The organism is Streptococcus raffinosi, assembly GCF_030284685.1.
Taxonomy (GTDB): domain Bacteria; phylum Bacillota; class Bacilli; order Lactobacillales; family Streptococcaceae; genus Streptococcus; species Streptococcus raffinosi.
In genome coordinates this window covers 109349-123688 of record NZ_JASUZV010000007.1, presented here as the reverse complement: position 1 = coordinate 123688, position 14340 = coordinate 109349, and the positions used below count along the sequence as shown (strand labels likewise).

Below are 14340 nucleotides of genomic sequence, written 5' to 3'. Positions count from 1 at the left end.
CAGACTGCTTAACCCAAAGCAACCTGGTTCCTCACATTTTATTTATTTCAATTGTCTACTTGACACGGTACGTATCATAGGGACTTTGGCTTTTTCTCATGCCATAGTGACATTTATGTCACTATTTTTATAATCATTTAATGTTTATAATTAATGTATCGTTTTAGAAGGCTATTAGTTAAGTATTTCTGCTATTTTGCTTGAAATAGTTAAGCAGATAATTGGCTAAAAGTTAATCGAATTTTAATCTAAATCAATTTTACGGAGGAAATCATGTCCATTTTAACCATTGACCACATCTCAAAGTACTATAATCTCGATGGTACAAACCAAGAGCGCGCTTTGAACGATGTCACACTTGAGATTGCACCAGGCAAGATTACTGCTATCTACGGTCCATCTGGCTGTGGTAAGACCAGTCTGCTCAGTATTATTAGCGGCTTGGATAGTCAGTATCAGGGAAACCTTTATTTCAAAAATCAGAATATGCGTGATTTTTCAGAGCGTGACCTGACCTATTTTAGAAAGGCCCATATTGGCTTTGTCTTCCAAAATTTCAATCTGATCCCTCATCAATCAGTCCTTGAAAATGTCAAGATGCCTCTTTACGTTAAAAATATGACTGACAAAGAGATGGTCGAGATTGCGGCAAAAGAGCTCAATCGTCTTGGAATTGGAGGCTTTATCAAGAAAAATGTTAAGCAGCTTTCTGGTGGGCAAAAACAACGTGTGGCCATTGCCCGTGCCTTGGTTAATAATCCAGAAATGATTGTAGCGGATGAACCGACAGGTTCTCTTGATTCTCAGTCTCAGGAAAATGTTCTAGAAATTTTTAAAGAGCTAGCTGAGGCAGGCAAAACTGTGATTATCGTAACCCATAACCCTGAAGTGGCGGATTATGCGGATGTTGTCATTAAAATGAAGGATGGTGAAGTCGTTGAAACAATCGAAAAATAAGGGGTTGACCCTCAAGCATAAACTTAAATTGTCATTGAACAACTTTATGGAACGTAAGTGGCGTAATCTTTTGATTGCGACGGCCACTTCCATTGGTTTTATTGGTGTCTTGATTTCCTTTGGTTTGGGAAATGCTATTGTTGGTATGATTAATGACAGTACCGATGATGGCAACATTCCATCCCAAATTCAGATTAGTCTTAGTGCTAAATCAGCAGGCAGAGGGGTTCTAAATGCGGATGACGAAAAGTTTATTCGTAGTCAGATTAAGAGTGATGACATTAAGTATTTGGAAAGTCCCTTTGGCATGAACATGGCCAGTCTTACTCTTGATGGTAAGACCATGGATTTCAGCAAGGATCTTCCTAACTATTCTCAGGTTATCAGTCTCTACAAGAACACAAAAATATCTACATCTCGCAATGGTAAGGATAAGATTTCAGCTGGGAAACCTTTTAAATCTGCAGATGAAGAGGGCTTGACCCTTCCGTTGAGCTTTGTTAAATACTACAACCAAGAAACCGGCAAGAAGCTCAAGGCTAAAGACTTTATCGGCAAAGAAATCTCAGCTCAGATTGTTGAAAATACTGCTGAGGGAACTAAAGTAGCGGATATCAAGACTAAGATTGTCCGTATTGTTGATGACAGCGAGGATGCTGAAGAAAGCACTAGTTATATGCCTGCCAAACAATTGGAAGCCCTACTCAAAGAAAATGGTTTTACCAAGACAGTCTCTTACATGCTTTTGGAGCTTAAGGATCCAGCCAAGACTGAGCAAGTCACTAAAAAATTGCAGAGAAACAAAAAGTACCTGGTGCTTTCTCAACAGGCCATCCTAGATGTGATTATTAAATTCATCCGTGTTATCCAGGCTCTCTTGATTATCCTTTCGTCACAAGCTATCCTAGTTTCGGCTGTTATGATTGGGATTATCATCTATATCAATATCATGCAACGTTCAAAAGAGATTGGTGTTATGAAGGCCGTAGGTTACCTTAATCGTGACGTGAAAGCTATCTTTGTTTATGAAGCACTTTGGATTACGAGCATCTCCCTGGCTCTTGCCCTCCTTGTATCGCAGGGAGTTGGAAGCTTGGCCAATATGATTGTTTCACATTTCTACCCAAGTGTCAGCAAGGTATTTGATCTAAATCTGACATCAATTCTTATCATGTTTGGCTTCTCGCTCTTGATGGGCTATGTATCAGCCTACCTTCCAGCCCGTAAAATCAGTAAAATGGACCCTGTCGAGTCCCTAAGATATGAATAGAAATGAAGAGTAGTTCACCAAGACTACTCTTTTTTAATATACAAACATTAGAAAAATTTGAAAATCCAAATAATAATTAACTTTCTGAAAAGTGGAGACAATTGCCCAAAAATGCTATAATAGTCGCATGTAAAAGCTATTGACAACAAAATGAAGCACTGATTAGATTGGAGAAATTCTATGTATAAAGATGATAGTTTAACCTTGCATACTGACTTGTACCAAATCAATATGATGCAGGTTTACTTTAACCAAGGCATTCATAATAAGAAAGCTGTTTTCGAAGTCTTTTTCCGTCAGCTCCCTTTCAAGAATGGTTTCGCCGTTTTTGCCGGTTTGGAACGTATTGTTAACTATCTTGAAAATCTGACGTTTTCAGAAACCGATATTGCCTATTTGAAGGACCTTGGTTACCCTGCTGATTTTCTAGATTACCTAGCTAATTTAAAACTTGAATTGACCATCAATTCGTCACTTGAGGGAGATTTAGTGTTCGCTAATGAACCGATTTTTCAGGTGGAAGGTCCCTTGGCCCAGTGTCAACTCGTAGAGACTGCTTTGCTTAACATTATCAATTATCAGACGCTGATTGCAACCAAGGCAGCTCGAATCCGCTCAGTAATTGGCGATGCCCCTCTTTTAGAGTTTGGAACACGTCGTGCACAAGAGATGGATGCAGCAATTTGGGGTACCCGTGCAGCTGTGATTGGTGGTGCGGATGCGACATCAAATGTTCGTGCCGGTAAGATTTTCGGCATTCCAGTTTCTGGTACTCACGCTCATGCTCTTGTTCAGGCCTATGGCAATGATTACGATGCATTCAAAGCCTATGCATCTACTCATAAAGACTGTGTATTCCTTGTGGATACCTATGACACTCTCAAAATTGGTGTTCCTAATGCCATTCGTGTAGCTAAAGAGCTGGGTGATAAGATCAATTTCTTGGGTGTCCGTCTTGATTCAGGTGACTTGGCTTATCTGTCTAAACAAGTACGTAAGCAACTAGATGCGGCTGGTTTCCCTAATGCCAAGATTTATGCTTCAAACGATCTTGATGAAAATACCATCCTTAACTTGAAGATGCAAAAGGCCAAAATTGATGTTTGGGGTGTCGGTACCAAACTTATCACTGCTTATGACCAACCAGCCTTGGGTGCTGTCTACAAGATTGTCTCAATCGAGGATGATCAGGGTGTCATGCATGATACTATCAAATTGTCCAACAATGCTGAGAAGGTATCAACACCAGGTAAGAAGCAAGTCTGGCGTATTACAAGTCGTGCTAAGGGTAAATCAGAAGGTGACTATATCACCTTTGCGGACACAGATGTTAATGCTTTAGAAGAAATTAATATGTTCCACCCGACCTACACCTACATCAATAAAACTGTCCGTGATTTTGATGCGGTACCACTCTTGGTACCTATCTACGATAAGGGTCAACTCATCTATGACTTGCCTAGTCTTAATGAAATCAAGGCTTATGCGACTAAGGAATTGGATGAGCTTTGGAATGAGTACAAGCGCATGCTAAACCCTCAAGATTATCCAGTTGACTTGGCCAAAGACGTATGGGATAACAAGATGACCCTTATTGACAATGTACGAAAGAAAGCCCATAACTTGCCAGAGTAAAAGGAGACATTATGACTTTGCAAGAAACAATTATTTATCAACTAGGGGTTAAACCTAACATTGATCCAAAAGAAGAAATTCGAAAATCTGTTGATTTTTTGAAGGCTTATATGCTCAAACATCCTTTCCTTAAGTCTTATGTTTTAGGGATTTCCGGAGGTCAAGATTCTACCTTGGCTGGCCGTCTAGCCCAACTTGCCGTTGAAGAGCTTCGTGCAGAGACAGGGAAAGACTATCAGTTTATTGCCATTCGCTTGCCTTATGGAGTGCAGGCAGACGAGGATGATGCCCAACGTGCCCTTGCTTTTATCAAGCCAGATGTGAGTCTTGCGGTTAATATCAAAGAAGCTGTAGATGGTCAGGTTGCTGAACTTGCCAAGGCAGGCGTAAACGTTTCTGACTTTAACAAGGGAAATATCAAGGCCCGTCAACGTATGATTACCCAATACGCAGTTGCGGGAGAAAATAGTGGGGCAGTTATCGGGACAGACCACGCCGCTGAAAATCTTACAGGCTTTTTCACAAAATTTGGTGATGGCGGTGCCGATATCTTACCACTTTTTCGTCTGAACAAGCGTCAAGGTGCAGCCCTTCTTGCGGAACTTGGTGCTGACAAGGCCCTTTATGAAAAAGTGCCAACAGCTGACTTGGAAGAGGACAAACCAGGAATCGCTGATGAAGTGGCTCTTGGTGTGACCTATCGTGAGATTGATGATTACCTTGAAGGCAAGGAAGTATCAGCAAAAGCTCAAGAAACCATTGAAAATTGGTGGCGTAAAGGTCAACACAAACGCCATTTGCCAATCACTATTTTTGACGATTTTTGGAAATAGGAGGAGAATTGATTTATGATTAAAGCTTATATTGACTTTTGGAAGCGTGCTTTTGACTTTAGAGGACGTTCAACGCGTCCAGATTTTTGGTGGACTTATTTGGTTAATGTCATTATTATGACTATCCTTGTCGTATTTTGTATTCTCATTCCATTGTTCAGTAATGTTGATTTTAACGACCCAGCTCTGTTAAATAATCCGGCTGACCTGCGACAATTGATTATGGGCTATGCATGGCCAGTCATGCTCTTTGGTTTAATTGAACTCATCCCACAATTGTCCCTCCAAACACGTCGCTTGCGAGATGCAGGCTTTCATCCAGCATGGGTACTTCTAAGTTGTATGGGGTTCATACCGATCGTGGCTTTATTCTCAATTTTTGGAAGCATTGCACTTTTAATCATGTCTTGTATGCCAAGTAAAGCAGAGCCTCAAACAGTTTTTAATCAAGCGAAATAAGATTGTTGGTAACCCTAGGTTTGACCTAGGGTTATTTTTAAATTGAATTTTCAGAAATTAGTGATAAAATAGTAAGGAATAAGGCTTAAAAGGAGGAATCTTATGACTTCACTATCAAGAGATTTCACAGATAAACTATTTGCGGATTATGAAGCCAATGCTAAATACAGTGCTATTGAGAATGCTGTAACACACAACGGCTTGCTTAAATCCATCGAAACACGTCAATCAGCAGTTGAAAATGATCATGTATTTTCAATTGATTTGACTAAAGATGAAGTGTCTAACCAAAAGGCTTCAGGTCGTTGCTGGATGTTTGCGGCACTTAATACTTTCCGTCACAAATTGATTTCAGACTTCAAATTGGAAAGCTTTGAGCTTTCTCAAGCCCATACCTTCTTCTGGGACAAATATGAAAAATCGAACTGGTTCTTGGAACAAATCATTGCTACAGCAGATCAAGAGATTGGCAGTCGTAAGGTTAAATTCCTTTTGGATACCCCACAACAAGATGGTGGACAATGGGATATGGTCGTATCACTTTTTGAAAAATATGGTGTTGTGCCAAAATCAGTTTATCCAGAATCTGTAGCTTCAAGCAATAGTCGTGAGCTTAATCAATACCTCAATAAGCTTCTTCGTCAAGATGCTCAAATTTTACGTGATTTGATTGCTGGAGGTGCTGATCAAGCTGCTGTTCAAGCTAAGAAGGAAGAACTTCTTCAAGAAATTTTCAATTATCTTGCCATGACTCTTGGTTTACCACCACGTCAGTTTGATTTTGCCTACCGAGATAAAGATGACAACTATCAATCTGAGAAAAATATCACACCACAAGCTTTCTTTGAAAAATATGTGGGGCTTAAACTCAGCGACTATGTATCAGTTATCAACGCTCCAACAGCTGATAAACCTTACGGAAAATCTTACACTGTTGAGATGTTGGGTAATGTTGTAGGTGCGCCAAGTGTGCGTTATATTAACCTCCCAATGGATCGTTTCAAAGAGCTTGCCATTGCACAGATGAAGGCTGGAGAGACTGTTTGGTTTGGTTCAGATGTTGGTCAAGTTTCAGACCGTCAAAAAGGTATTCTTGCAACTAATGTTTATGACTTTACAGCTAGCATGGATATTAACTTGACTCAAGACAAGGCAGGACGTTTGGACTACAGTGAATCTCTTATGACTCACGCCATGGTATTGACTGGGGTTGATTTGGATGCCGATGGTAAACCTGTTAAATGGAAGGTTGAAAACTCTTGGGGAGACAAGGTCGGACAAAAAGGTTACTTTGTCGCTTCTGATACCTGGATGGATGAATACACTTATCAAATCGTTGTTCGTAAAGATTTCCTTACAGCTGAAGAATTAGCAGCCTATGAAGCAGAGCCACAAGTACTTGCTCCTTGGGATCCAATGGGAGCCCTTGCTTCAAAATAAGAGGATATTTAAAAAACACTGGAATTCCAGTGTTTTTAGTTGGCTTTATTAAAATTTATGGTTGTAAAAAGAGTCATCCAATGGATAACTCTTTTCAATTTCTTTTACTCATCTGCTGTAGCGGTGTTTGAACTTGAATGTTCAGTACTGTTAGAACCCGATGTTGAAGGATTTGTTGATGCATCAGGGCCATACTGTTGACTATCTTGCGAGCTTGATGAATCACTGCTTTGGCTAGAGCCTAGGCTCGATGATGAGCTAGATGTTCCGAGTGATCCTGTGTAAACATTTGATGTTGAAGAACCAGTAAGGAAGACATAGCTACCATTATTATAAACACCGCTAGGCATATCGAAATCTTCAGAACCCGCACCATACATCTGGTTAAGGTATCTACTTGTTACACCGTAGATTTGTTTAGCAATGTCAAGGTCTGAATCATGAAGTGGTGTTTTACGGTTTTTGTAACCTGTCCAAATCGCCATTGAATACTTAGTATTGTAACCAACGAAATTTTCATCTGGAACCATAAGATAAGCATAGACGCCACTTTCTTTTTGTACCTTGTAGTATTCATCGTCATCATAGTTAGATGTACCAGTCTTACCAGCATTGAATGTACCAGGGACATAAGCTTCAGTCGCTGCACCACCTGTCATTACTTGTTTCAACATGCTTGTCATCATGTAAGCTGTTTGTGGCGACATGGCCTTGACACCTTTAGAATCAAATGATTTTGTTGAACCGTCTTCAAATTTGATTGATTTAATGTAAGATGGTTTATAGTAAGTACCGCCATTTGCAAAGGCTGCATAAGCTGCGGCCATCTTCTCACTTGATGCACCATACTTAGAATCTGATGATGATGTTAAAGATGAGATGGCATTTGAGTAGTACATTTCTGGATACTCGATACCCAAATCTTTCAAGAAGGATTGAGCATATTCCAAACCAGTAGCTTGAAGAGCTTTAACGGCTGTAACGTTACGTGATTGTTGAAGTGCATAAGTCAATGAAATGCTTCCGTAAAACTTACGGTCCCAGTTGTAAATTGGTGTTGAAGAACCTGGGAAATTGTAAGGATTATCGTAAACAGTCGTACCAGTGTTTGTATAAACACCTTTTTCAATAGCAGGAGCATAGTCAGTGATTGGTTTCATTGTAGAACCCCAGTCACGGTCTGTTTGAACAGCTTGGTTAGTACCAAGTGCAACGTTTTCGTCTTGGTGACGTGATCCCAATTGGGCAACGACACGACCATTAGTAACATCAATAATAGTAGAAGCAACTTGGAGACTATCGTTTGGATAGTATACATAGTCGTTAGTATTATAGACGTTCCAGATATATTTTTGAATATCTGGATTAAGGTTAGTGTAGACATCGAGACTTGCTGAGTAGATATCAGCATTGGCATCAGTAGACACTTGTTCAATAACTTGTTTGATGTAGTTATCTAAGTATGGCTCATAGCTAGCTTTCTTCGTAAGTGGAAGAAGTCCATCGGATACATCAGTTGCTTTAGCTTGCTCGTACTCTTCTTTGGAAATGTTTTTGTCTTCATACATTTCAGTAAGAACAGTGTTACGACGCTCTTTGGCAGCATCTGGATTAGCATAAGGGTCATATTGTGTTGGTGCTTGTGGAATACCAGCAAGAAGAGCTGCTTGGGCAACAGAGAGGTCGCTCAAGTCCTTACCAAAGTAATATTTGGCTGCGGTCTTCATACCGTAGTAACCATTCCCCATATAAACCTTATTAATATAGAAGGTCAAGATTTCTTGTTTAGTGAATTGACGCTCCATTTGGAGTGACAACCAGATTTCTTGCGACTTACGTTTAAGGGTTTGGTCAGAAGTGTTAGTTGAGAAGTAAGCCAACTTAATCAACTGTTGGTCGAGCGTAGACCCCCCTTGGGTGCTGCTACGACGAAGGTTGTTAACAGCTGCCCCCATGATACGGTAGACGTCAATCCCACGGTGTGTGAAGAAACGTTTATCCTCGATAGAGGTGATGGCATTAACTAGAGTTGTTGGAATTTCATCTGTTGATGCACTCTCACGCTTCTCAGCTCCCAAGTCAGCAATAAGACTGCCATTGGCGTCGTAAATCTTACTTGAGTTTGTTGATTGCAGTTTATTCTCTGTAAGTTTAGGGACACTGCTAACATAGTAGGCAAAGAGGCTACCACCAGCGATGACACAGACTACAAAGAAAGTGAGCAGTCCAATAAATCCGTATTTTGCAATACGCCAGCCCAAACTTTGGTCTGAAGCGGCAGAGCGTTTTCCTTTGCTATAGCGAGAAGAATCTGAACGATTGATCTTTATGTTTTTAGCACGTTTAGTCAAACCGTTAAGTGATTCTTTAAAGTTGCTGAAATTAAATTTAGCCATTATGTGTTACCACCTAATAATTTTTCAATGATTTCTAAATAAGGAACTTGAGGATAAGCTGCTTCTGCAATTGCATAGCCTCTTTTTTTGATATAATCAAGAGGCATTGATTTTGTCCCCTTATCAATCTGATAAAAGGCAATCAGGTCTTTAGCGGGCAGAAGGTAGGTTTCCTTAAGCGTTGAGAAATGAAGTAGCACAAAGCAAATCCCATCTTGATTGATAACCTGAGACATGTGCTCAATTTGATGCGCATGAAAATTTTTCATAGGCATCGATGTCTTTTGTCGTGTCTCTTTGGCTTCAAAATCAATGTAGTATCCTTTGTAAACACCAGAGTAATCGGTAGTGGAGGCTTGTCTAAAGTAAGCCTCTACAATCTTTGCTCTTGAACGCTTTGGATAATCAACCTTGACAATCTGAACAGGAGTGGGTTTTTTGTGAATAACAGCTAAACCACGTGACAAATAATAATCATTAGTCGCATTAATAGCAGATTCAAAGCTCATTCCCCGATTGGCAAAGTCAACACTATTGGATTTTTTAGGACGTGCCTGTGCAATCTTACGAGATATCTGATGGGGATAGTTTACCATTTCTTTCCCTTCTTCTTTATAAGATATGCATAAAGACTATTTCATTATACCATAAAATGAACGAGAAAAACAAGGAATGACATCACTACTGGTAACTGGCTATAAGAGCTTTGAACTTGGTGTTTTTAAAGATAATGATCCCAAGGTAACTATCATAAAAAAAGCTATTAAGCGTGATTTTAAGCGTTTTTTGGATGAAGGGGTAGACTGGATAATTTTTACTGGAAATCTTGGTTTTGAATTTTGGGCGTTGGAAGTGGCTAAGGAACTTCAAGAAGATTACTCTTTGAAATTAGCCACCCTTTTTCCATTTGAAACGCATGGGCAGAATTGGAATGAAGCGAATCAGGCCAAACTTGCAGCTTTTAAGCAGGTCGATTTTGTTAAGTATAGTTTTCCTGCCTACCAATCACCAGCTCAATTCAAACAGTTTAACCAGTTTCTCATTGACAATACCGATCAGGCCTATGTGTTTTATGAACCTGAAAATGAAACAAATCTGAAATATTTTTACGATATGATGTTAGAAGCAAAGGACTATCCTCTATCTAGGCTGACTTTTGATGACCTCAATGAGTTGATGTCAGAATAGGATATAATTGTTTTTTAAGCTTGCAATTTTATTATTTTTTCTGTATCATAAAAACATTAGACAGTAAAGTATTAGTAAGTTAGATAAGACAAGTATTGGAGAATAAAAATGGCTAAGATTAATTTAACGCCCAAGAAAATCTACGAACAAGAATTTAAAACAAGCATGCGTGGATACGATAAAAAAGAAGTTGATGAGTTTCTAGACGATGTCATCAAAGACTATGGTGTTTATATTGCACTGGTTAAGGAACTGCAAGAGGAAAATGCAAAATTGAAGGCTAAAGCCTCAGCTGCTCCTGCGAGTCGTTCAGCTTATGCAAGTACAACAAGTGAACCATCACGTGCGAATGCCAATGTTGCTTCGGCTTCAAACTATGATATCTTAAAACGTATCAGTCGTTTGGAGAAAGAGGTCTTTGGAAAACAAATCGTCGAATAAAACTGGTTTGTGCAATTTTTGGATAATCGCATGGTTGCTAGTCTTCCATGAGGAAAGTCCATGCTAGCACTGGCTGTGATGCCAGTAGTGTTTGTGCTAGGTGAATTAATAAGCCTAGGGACTTGATTTTCAAGTTACGGCGAGTGAACTGGCTAAGTCTTTGGATAGGTTTTAGTAGCTCTGAAAGTGCCACAGTGACGGAGTTTTTAGGGAAACCTAAAAAGTGGAACGCGGTAAACCCCTCAAGCTAGCAACCCAAACTTTGGTAGGGGCATGGGATGGCTGGAAACGAACGGACCATCCTGACTGCTTTGCAGTAGACAGATGATTATCGAAGGAAGTGGTACCTAGTCACTTCTGGAACAAAACATGGCTTATAGAAAATTGCATATAGGTGAGGCTGGGACACATGTCTCAGCCTTCTTTTAGCAAGAATTCCCTCATTTCAAATTTTTTAAGGATACAGAGGAAAAAGATAAGCGAGAGGTTAATGACATTTAGACTTGTAATGATTAGATAAAAGGGTAACAATGAAAGAAACATTTACATTAGTAGCAACGGCTGCGGCAGGCCTTGAAGCAGTGGTTGGACGTGAATTGCGTGAGTTAGGGTATGATACTCAGGTTGAAAATGGTAAGGTACGTTTTCAGGGTGATGTTCGTGCTATTGCTGAAACCAATCTTTGGTTGAGAGCTGCAGATCGCATTAAGATTGTGGTGGGTGAGTTTCCAGCACGTACCTTTGAGGAACTTTTTCAGGGGGTCTTTGCCTTAGATTGGGAGAATTATCTTCCCCTCGGAGCGAAGTTTCCAATTTCAAAGGCCAAATGTGTCAAATCAAAACTTCATAACGAACCATCTGTTCAGGCAATCTCCAAGAAAGCTGTCGTTAAGAAACTACAGAAGTATTTCCACCGTCCTGAAGGCGTACCCCTTCAAGAAACGGGTGCGGAATTTAAGATTGAAGTGTCTATCTTAAAGGATAAGGCTACGGTATTGATTGATACCACAGGTGCTAGTCTCTTTAAACGTGGTTACCGTACCGATAAGGGTGGAGCACCGATTAAAGAAAATATGGCGGCCGCCATTCTTGAACTGAGTAATTGGTATCCCGATAAACCCCTGATTGACCCGACTTGTGGTTCAGGTACCTTCTGTATTGAGGCGGCGCTAATTGGTATGAATATTGCTCCCGGATTTAATCGTGATTTTGCCTTTGAAGCCTGGAATTGGGTGGATAAAGATTTAGTACAGTCGGTCCGTGATGAAGCGGAAGGTAAGGCAAATTATGATGCTGAATTGGATATCATGGGTTGTGATATTGATGGCCGTATGGTTGAGATTGCTAAAGCTAACGCACGTGAGGCTGGTCTTGAAGATGTTATTAAATTGAAACAAATGCGTTTGCAAGACTTAAAAACGGATAAAATCAATGGTGTCATCATTTCAAATCCTCCTTATGGGGAGCGCTTGTTGGATGACAAGGCTGTGGATATCTTGTATAATGAAATGGGCAAAACTTTTGCGCCGCTTAAAACTTGGAGCAAGTTTATCTTGACCAGTGATGAACAATTTGAAAGTAAATACGGTATGAAAGCCGACAAAAAACGTAAGCTATATAACGGTACCCTTCGAGTTGATTTATATCAATATTTTGGAGAACGTGTTCGCCGTTCAGAAGCTAGAAAGGTAAATTAAACGTGTCAGAAGATAAAACACAAAATGGCTATGAAGGTAGCCAAAAACTAGATTTTCAAGAAGCTAAGGAAATGACAGTTGGTGAGGCTGTCCGCAAAGAAGCTGAGATTAATGCTGGTGTTACAGAAACGGATAGCATTTTGGATAAGTATATCAAGCAACACCGTGAAGAAGTTGCTTCTCAAAAATTCTCCAAAAAAATTGAAGCTGATGGTGACACTTCACCTTTGGACGCCTTTATTCAAAAACAACGTCAAGAATTTGCGGACTCAGGTTTGATTGGCCAATCAATGGCTAATGACTCAATCAACTCAACAACAGCTACTGAAGAGGTTACACCGGTCACATTTGGTTTTGATGTTACTGATGCTAAGGAAGAAGTGACTTCACCTGCTGTTGATAGACAGTTGCCAGATGCTCCTGTGGAACCTGAGGTGATTGTTCAACCTGAAAGTCAAAGCTCTGAAACGGTTATCACGTCATTGAACGCAGATCGTTTTATCACATCAGAAGCAGAGAAATTTGACCTTGGCGATGCTATCGCAGAACCAGCTACTTCAGTTGAGCAACCGGTCTATAGTGAAGCAACTGTAGATAATATTGATGATAACAATCCTTTGATTGCTAACATTGATGACCCGCTACCCCAAGACCCTGCAGTAGCTAATAGCAATACTCCTGAGCCCCAAGATTCTAAGCCTTTGTTGGATGATGTTGCTATTTCGCAAACCATTGATTTGTCAGCTATTGCTGCATCGGTTGCAGGGGTAACAGGTGCTAAAGCTGATGATGAAACAGTGACACCAAAGGTATCAATGAGTGTTAATCGTCCTTCAGCAGACGAAAGAATCTCTGCAGAGTCTGTTTCACCATCTCATAAGGGTGTTTTTGATGATGATATTCCAGTTTACCGTCGTAAAGGAGTTGTCATCGGTGCTTTAACGGTTCTTGCTTTAGCTATTATTGGTGGAGGCTATGCTCTTTATCACGGCACTCATAGCCAATCTGCTAAAACTGCCAGCACAGCTTCTTCAGCAACGTCATCAATATCAAGTAAGGATACAGCAGCTGCGGATAATAAGGCCTTCGAAGAAATGTATAAGAATTTCTTCACAGATGATGAGCAAACAAAACTTGCTAATGATCAATTTGGCAAGTTACCAGATTTGGAAAAACTGCTTAAAAAGTTGGAAAAAACCAAGTATTATGAGTCAGCTAAAACCAAATATGATAATTTGAAGAAACAAATTGAAGCAGTTCAGAAGATTAATAGTAAGTATGAGTCAGATGCTCTTGTAGATGGTAGCTACAATGGCTCTATCTCTGTTAAATCTGATGCTAATTTCAATGACCTTCCAGAAAGTGTGACTACCACTGGTAACGCTAGTCTTGATAGTACCATTCAAGAAGCAATCAAGGGTGGTAAAACACAACTTGAAGAAAAAGCTAAGGTTGCTAGTGCAACGTCTGCAGCGACAGCTTCTGCCAGCGACAATACGGCTAGTCCTGCTGCACCATCAGGTGGTAACACATCTGGAGCTGCTTCTAATACTGGTGATGCTACTGCGTCAAATACTTCTGGGGCTCAAAGTGATTCAGCTAACTCAGCTTCAACAGGTGTAGCTAGTGGAACTACAGGTGGTTCAGCTGCAGCTTCAACAATTGTGACACGAGGGATTACTAATTACAATCCATCTATCCTTCAACGTGATCGCTCACGTGTGCCATACAATGCCAATGTCGTAGCGGATACAAGTAACCCTGCTTGGACTTGGGGAGATGGTATTCTTGATAAGATTATCAGTACCTCACACTCCCGTGGTTACTTCTCAGGAGATAACTTCATCCTTGAACCGGTTAACATCATCAATGGTAATGGTTACTACAACTTGTATCTTCCTGATGGAACTTACCTCTTCAGTATCAACTGTAAGACAGGTTACTTTGTTGGTAATGGTTCAGGACATTCAGACAAACTTGATTACTAATAAAAGTTGAGAACACTCCCTGAGGGGGTGTTTTTG

Annotated in this window: 12 protein-coding genes and 1 other RNA gene; 11 read left to right on the top strand and 2 right to left on the bottom strand. The window is 40.2% G+C overall.

The window, feature by feature from the left end:
* Positions 1 to 273 precede the first annotated feature (273 nt).
* The 6 genes from QRD39_RS06220 to pepC all read left to right on the top strand — a co-directional run bounded on the left by QRD39_RS06220 (position 274) and on the right by pepC (position 6594).
* Positions 274 to 957 (top strand): ABC transporter ATP-binding protein, encoded by a 684-nt coding sequence (locus QRD39_RS06220; protein WP_285955998.1) that lies wholly within the window; start codon positions 274 to 276, stop codon positions 955 to 957.
* The gene (locus QRD39_RS06215) at positions 926 to 2227 is read left to right on the top strand and encodes an ABC transporter permease (RefSeq protein WP_285955997.1); all 1302 of its coding nucleotides are present in this window, start codon (positions 926 to 928) and stop codon (positions 2225 to 2227) included. The genes QRD39_RS06220 and QRD39_RS06215 overlap by 32 nt, the downstream gene beginning before the upstream one ends.
* A gap of 180 nt (positions 2228 to 2407) precedes the next feature.
* Positions 2408 to 3862, top strand: coding sequence for a nicotinate phosphoribosyltransferase (locus tag QRD39_RS06210; protein WP_060933543.1), 1455 nt, complete (start codon positions 2408 to 2410; stop codon positions 3860 to 3862).
* Between the two features lie 11 nt (positions 3863 to 3873).
* On the top strand, positions 3874 to 4695 hold the full coding sequence (gene nadE / locus QRD39_RS06205) for an NAD(+) synthase (RefSeq protein WP_285955996.1): 822 nt from the start codon (positions 3874 to 3876) through the stop codon (positions 4693 to 4695).
* Between the two features lie 15 nt (positions 4696 to 4710).
* Positions 4711 to 5154 carry a DUF805 domain-containing protein gene (locus QRD39_RS06200; RefSeq protein ID WP_285955995.1) on the top strand — a complete coding sequence of 148 codons (444 nt, stop codon included), beginning with the start codon at positions 4711 to 4713 and terminating at the stop codon, positions 5152 to 5154.
* A 102-nt stretch (positions 5155 to 5256) separates the two neighbouring features.
* A complete protein-coding gene (gene pepC, locus QRD39_RS06195) occupies positions 5257 to 6594 on the top strand; it encodes an aminopeptidase C (RefSeq protein ID WP_285955994.1) in 1338 nt (445 codons plus the stop codon).
* Positions 6595 to 6698: 104 nt separating this feature from the next.
* On the opposite strand, the gene pbp1a is transcribed toward pepC, so the two are convergent.
* Positions 6699 to 8990, bottom strand: a complete 2292-nt coding sequence (gene pbp1a, locus QRD39_RS06190) for a penicillin-binding protein PBP1A (protein ID WP_285955993.1) — start codon at positions 8988 to 8990, stop codon at positions 6699 to 6701.
* Positions 8990 to 9586, bottom strand: coding sequence for a Holliday junction resolvase RecU (gene recU, locus QRD39_RS06185; protein ID WP_008535797.1), 597 nt, complete (start codon positions 9584 to 9586; stop codon positions 8990 to 8992). Before recU ends, pbp1a begins: the two co-directional genes overlap by 1 nt.
* A 76-nt stretch (positions 9587 to 9662) precedes the next feature.
* Here recU and QRD39_RS06180 point away from each other — a divergent pair, with 76 nt between their 5' ends.
* From QRD39_RS06180 to QRD39_RS06160, 5 genes are all read left to right on the top strand, one after another.
* A complete protein-coding gene (locus QRD39_RS06180) occupies positions 9663 to 10178 on the top strand; it encodes an SLOG family protein (protein ID WP_008535798.1) in 516 nt (171 codons plus the stop codon).
* A gap of 108 nt (positions 10179 to 10286) precedes the next feature.
* Positions 10287 to 10619 (top strand): cell division regulator GpsB, encoded by a 333-nt coding sequence (gene gpsB, locus QRD39_RS06175; protein ID WP_285955992.1) that lies wholly within the window; start codon positions 10287 to 10289, stop codon positions 10617 to 10619.
* 14 nt (positions 10620 to 10633) lie between these two features.
* Positions 10634 to 11001: RNase P RNA component class B (rnpB, locus tag QRD39_RS06170), an RNA gene on the top strand.
* A gap of 148 nt (positions 11002 to 11149) precedes the next feature.
* Entirely contained in the window at positions 11150 to 12316 is a 1167-nt protein-coding gene (locus QRD39_RS06165; RefSeq protein ID WP_285955991.1) for a THUMP domain-containing class I SAM-dependent RNA methyltransferase, read from the top strand.
* Positions 12317 to 12318: 2 nt separating this feature from the next.
* Positions 12319 to 14304, top strand: a complete 1986-nt coding sequence (locus QRD39_RS06160) for a cell division site-positioning protein MapZ family protein (RefSeq protein WP_285955990.1) — start codon at positions 12319 to 12321, stop codon at positions 14302 to 14304.
* Positions 14305 to 14340: the final 36 nt, after the last annotated feature.

What these genes read in the sequence shown, in the direction of transcription:
- QRD39_RS06220 (WP_285955998.1), top strand. Translation starts at nt 274, where the DNA reads ATGTCCATTTTAACCATTGACCACATCTCAAAGTACTATAATCTCGAT.
- QRD39_RS06215 (WP_285955997.1), top strand. Translation starts at nt 926, where the DNA reads ATGGTGAAGTCGTTGAAACAATCGAAAAATAAGGGGTTGACCCTCAAG.
- QRD39_RS06210 (WP_060933543.1), top strand. Translation starts at nt 2,408, where the DNA reads ATGTATAAAGATGATAGTTTAACCTTGCATACTGACTTGTACCAAATC.
- nadE (WP_285955996.1), top strand. Translation starts at nt 3,874, where the DNA reads ATGACTTTGCAAGAAACAATTATTTATCAACTAGGGGTTAAACCTAAC.
- QRD39_RS06200 (WP_285955995.1), top strand. Translation starts at nt 4,711, where the DNA reads ATGATTAAAGCTTATATTGACTTTTGGAAGCGTGCTTTTGACTTTAGA.
- pepC (WP_285955994.1), top strand. Translation starts at nt 5,257, where the DNA reads ATGACTTCACTATCAAGAGATTTCACAGATAAACTATTTGCGGATTAT.
- pbp1a (WP_285955993.1), bottom strand. Translation starts at nt 8,990, where the DNA reads ATGGCTAAATTTAATTTCAGCAACTTTAAAGAATCACTTAACGGTTTG.
- recU (WP_008535797.1), bottom strand. Translation starts at nt 9,586, where the DNA reads ATGGTAAACTATCCCCATCAGATATCTCGTAAGATTGCACAGGCACGT.
- QRD39_RS06180 (WP_008535798.1), top strand. Translation starts at nt 9,663, where the DNA reads ATGACATCACTACTGGTAACTGGCTATAAGAGCTTTGAACTTGGTGTT.
- gpsB (WP_285955992.1), top strand. Translation starts at nt 10,287, where the DNA reads ATGGCTAAGATTAATTTAACGCCCAAGAAAATCTACGAACAAGAATTT.
- QRD39_RS06165 (WP_285955991.1), top strand. Translation starts at nt 11,150, where the DNA reads ATGAAAGAAACATTTACATTAGTAGCAACGGCTGCGGCAGGCCTTGAA.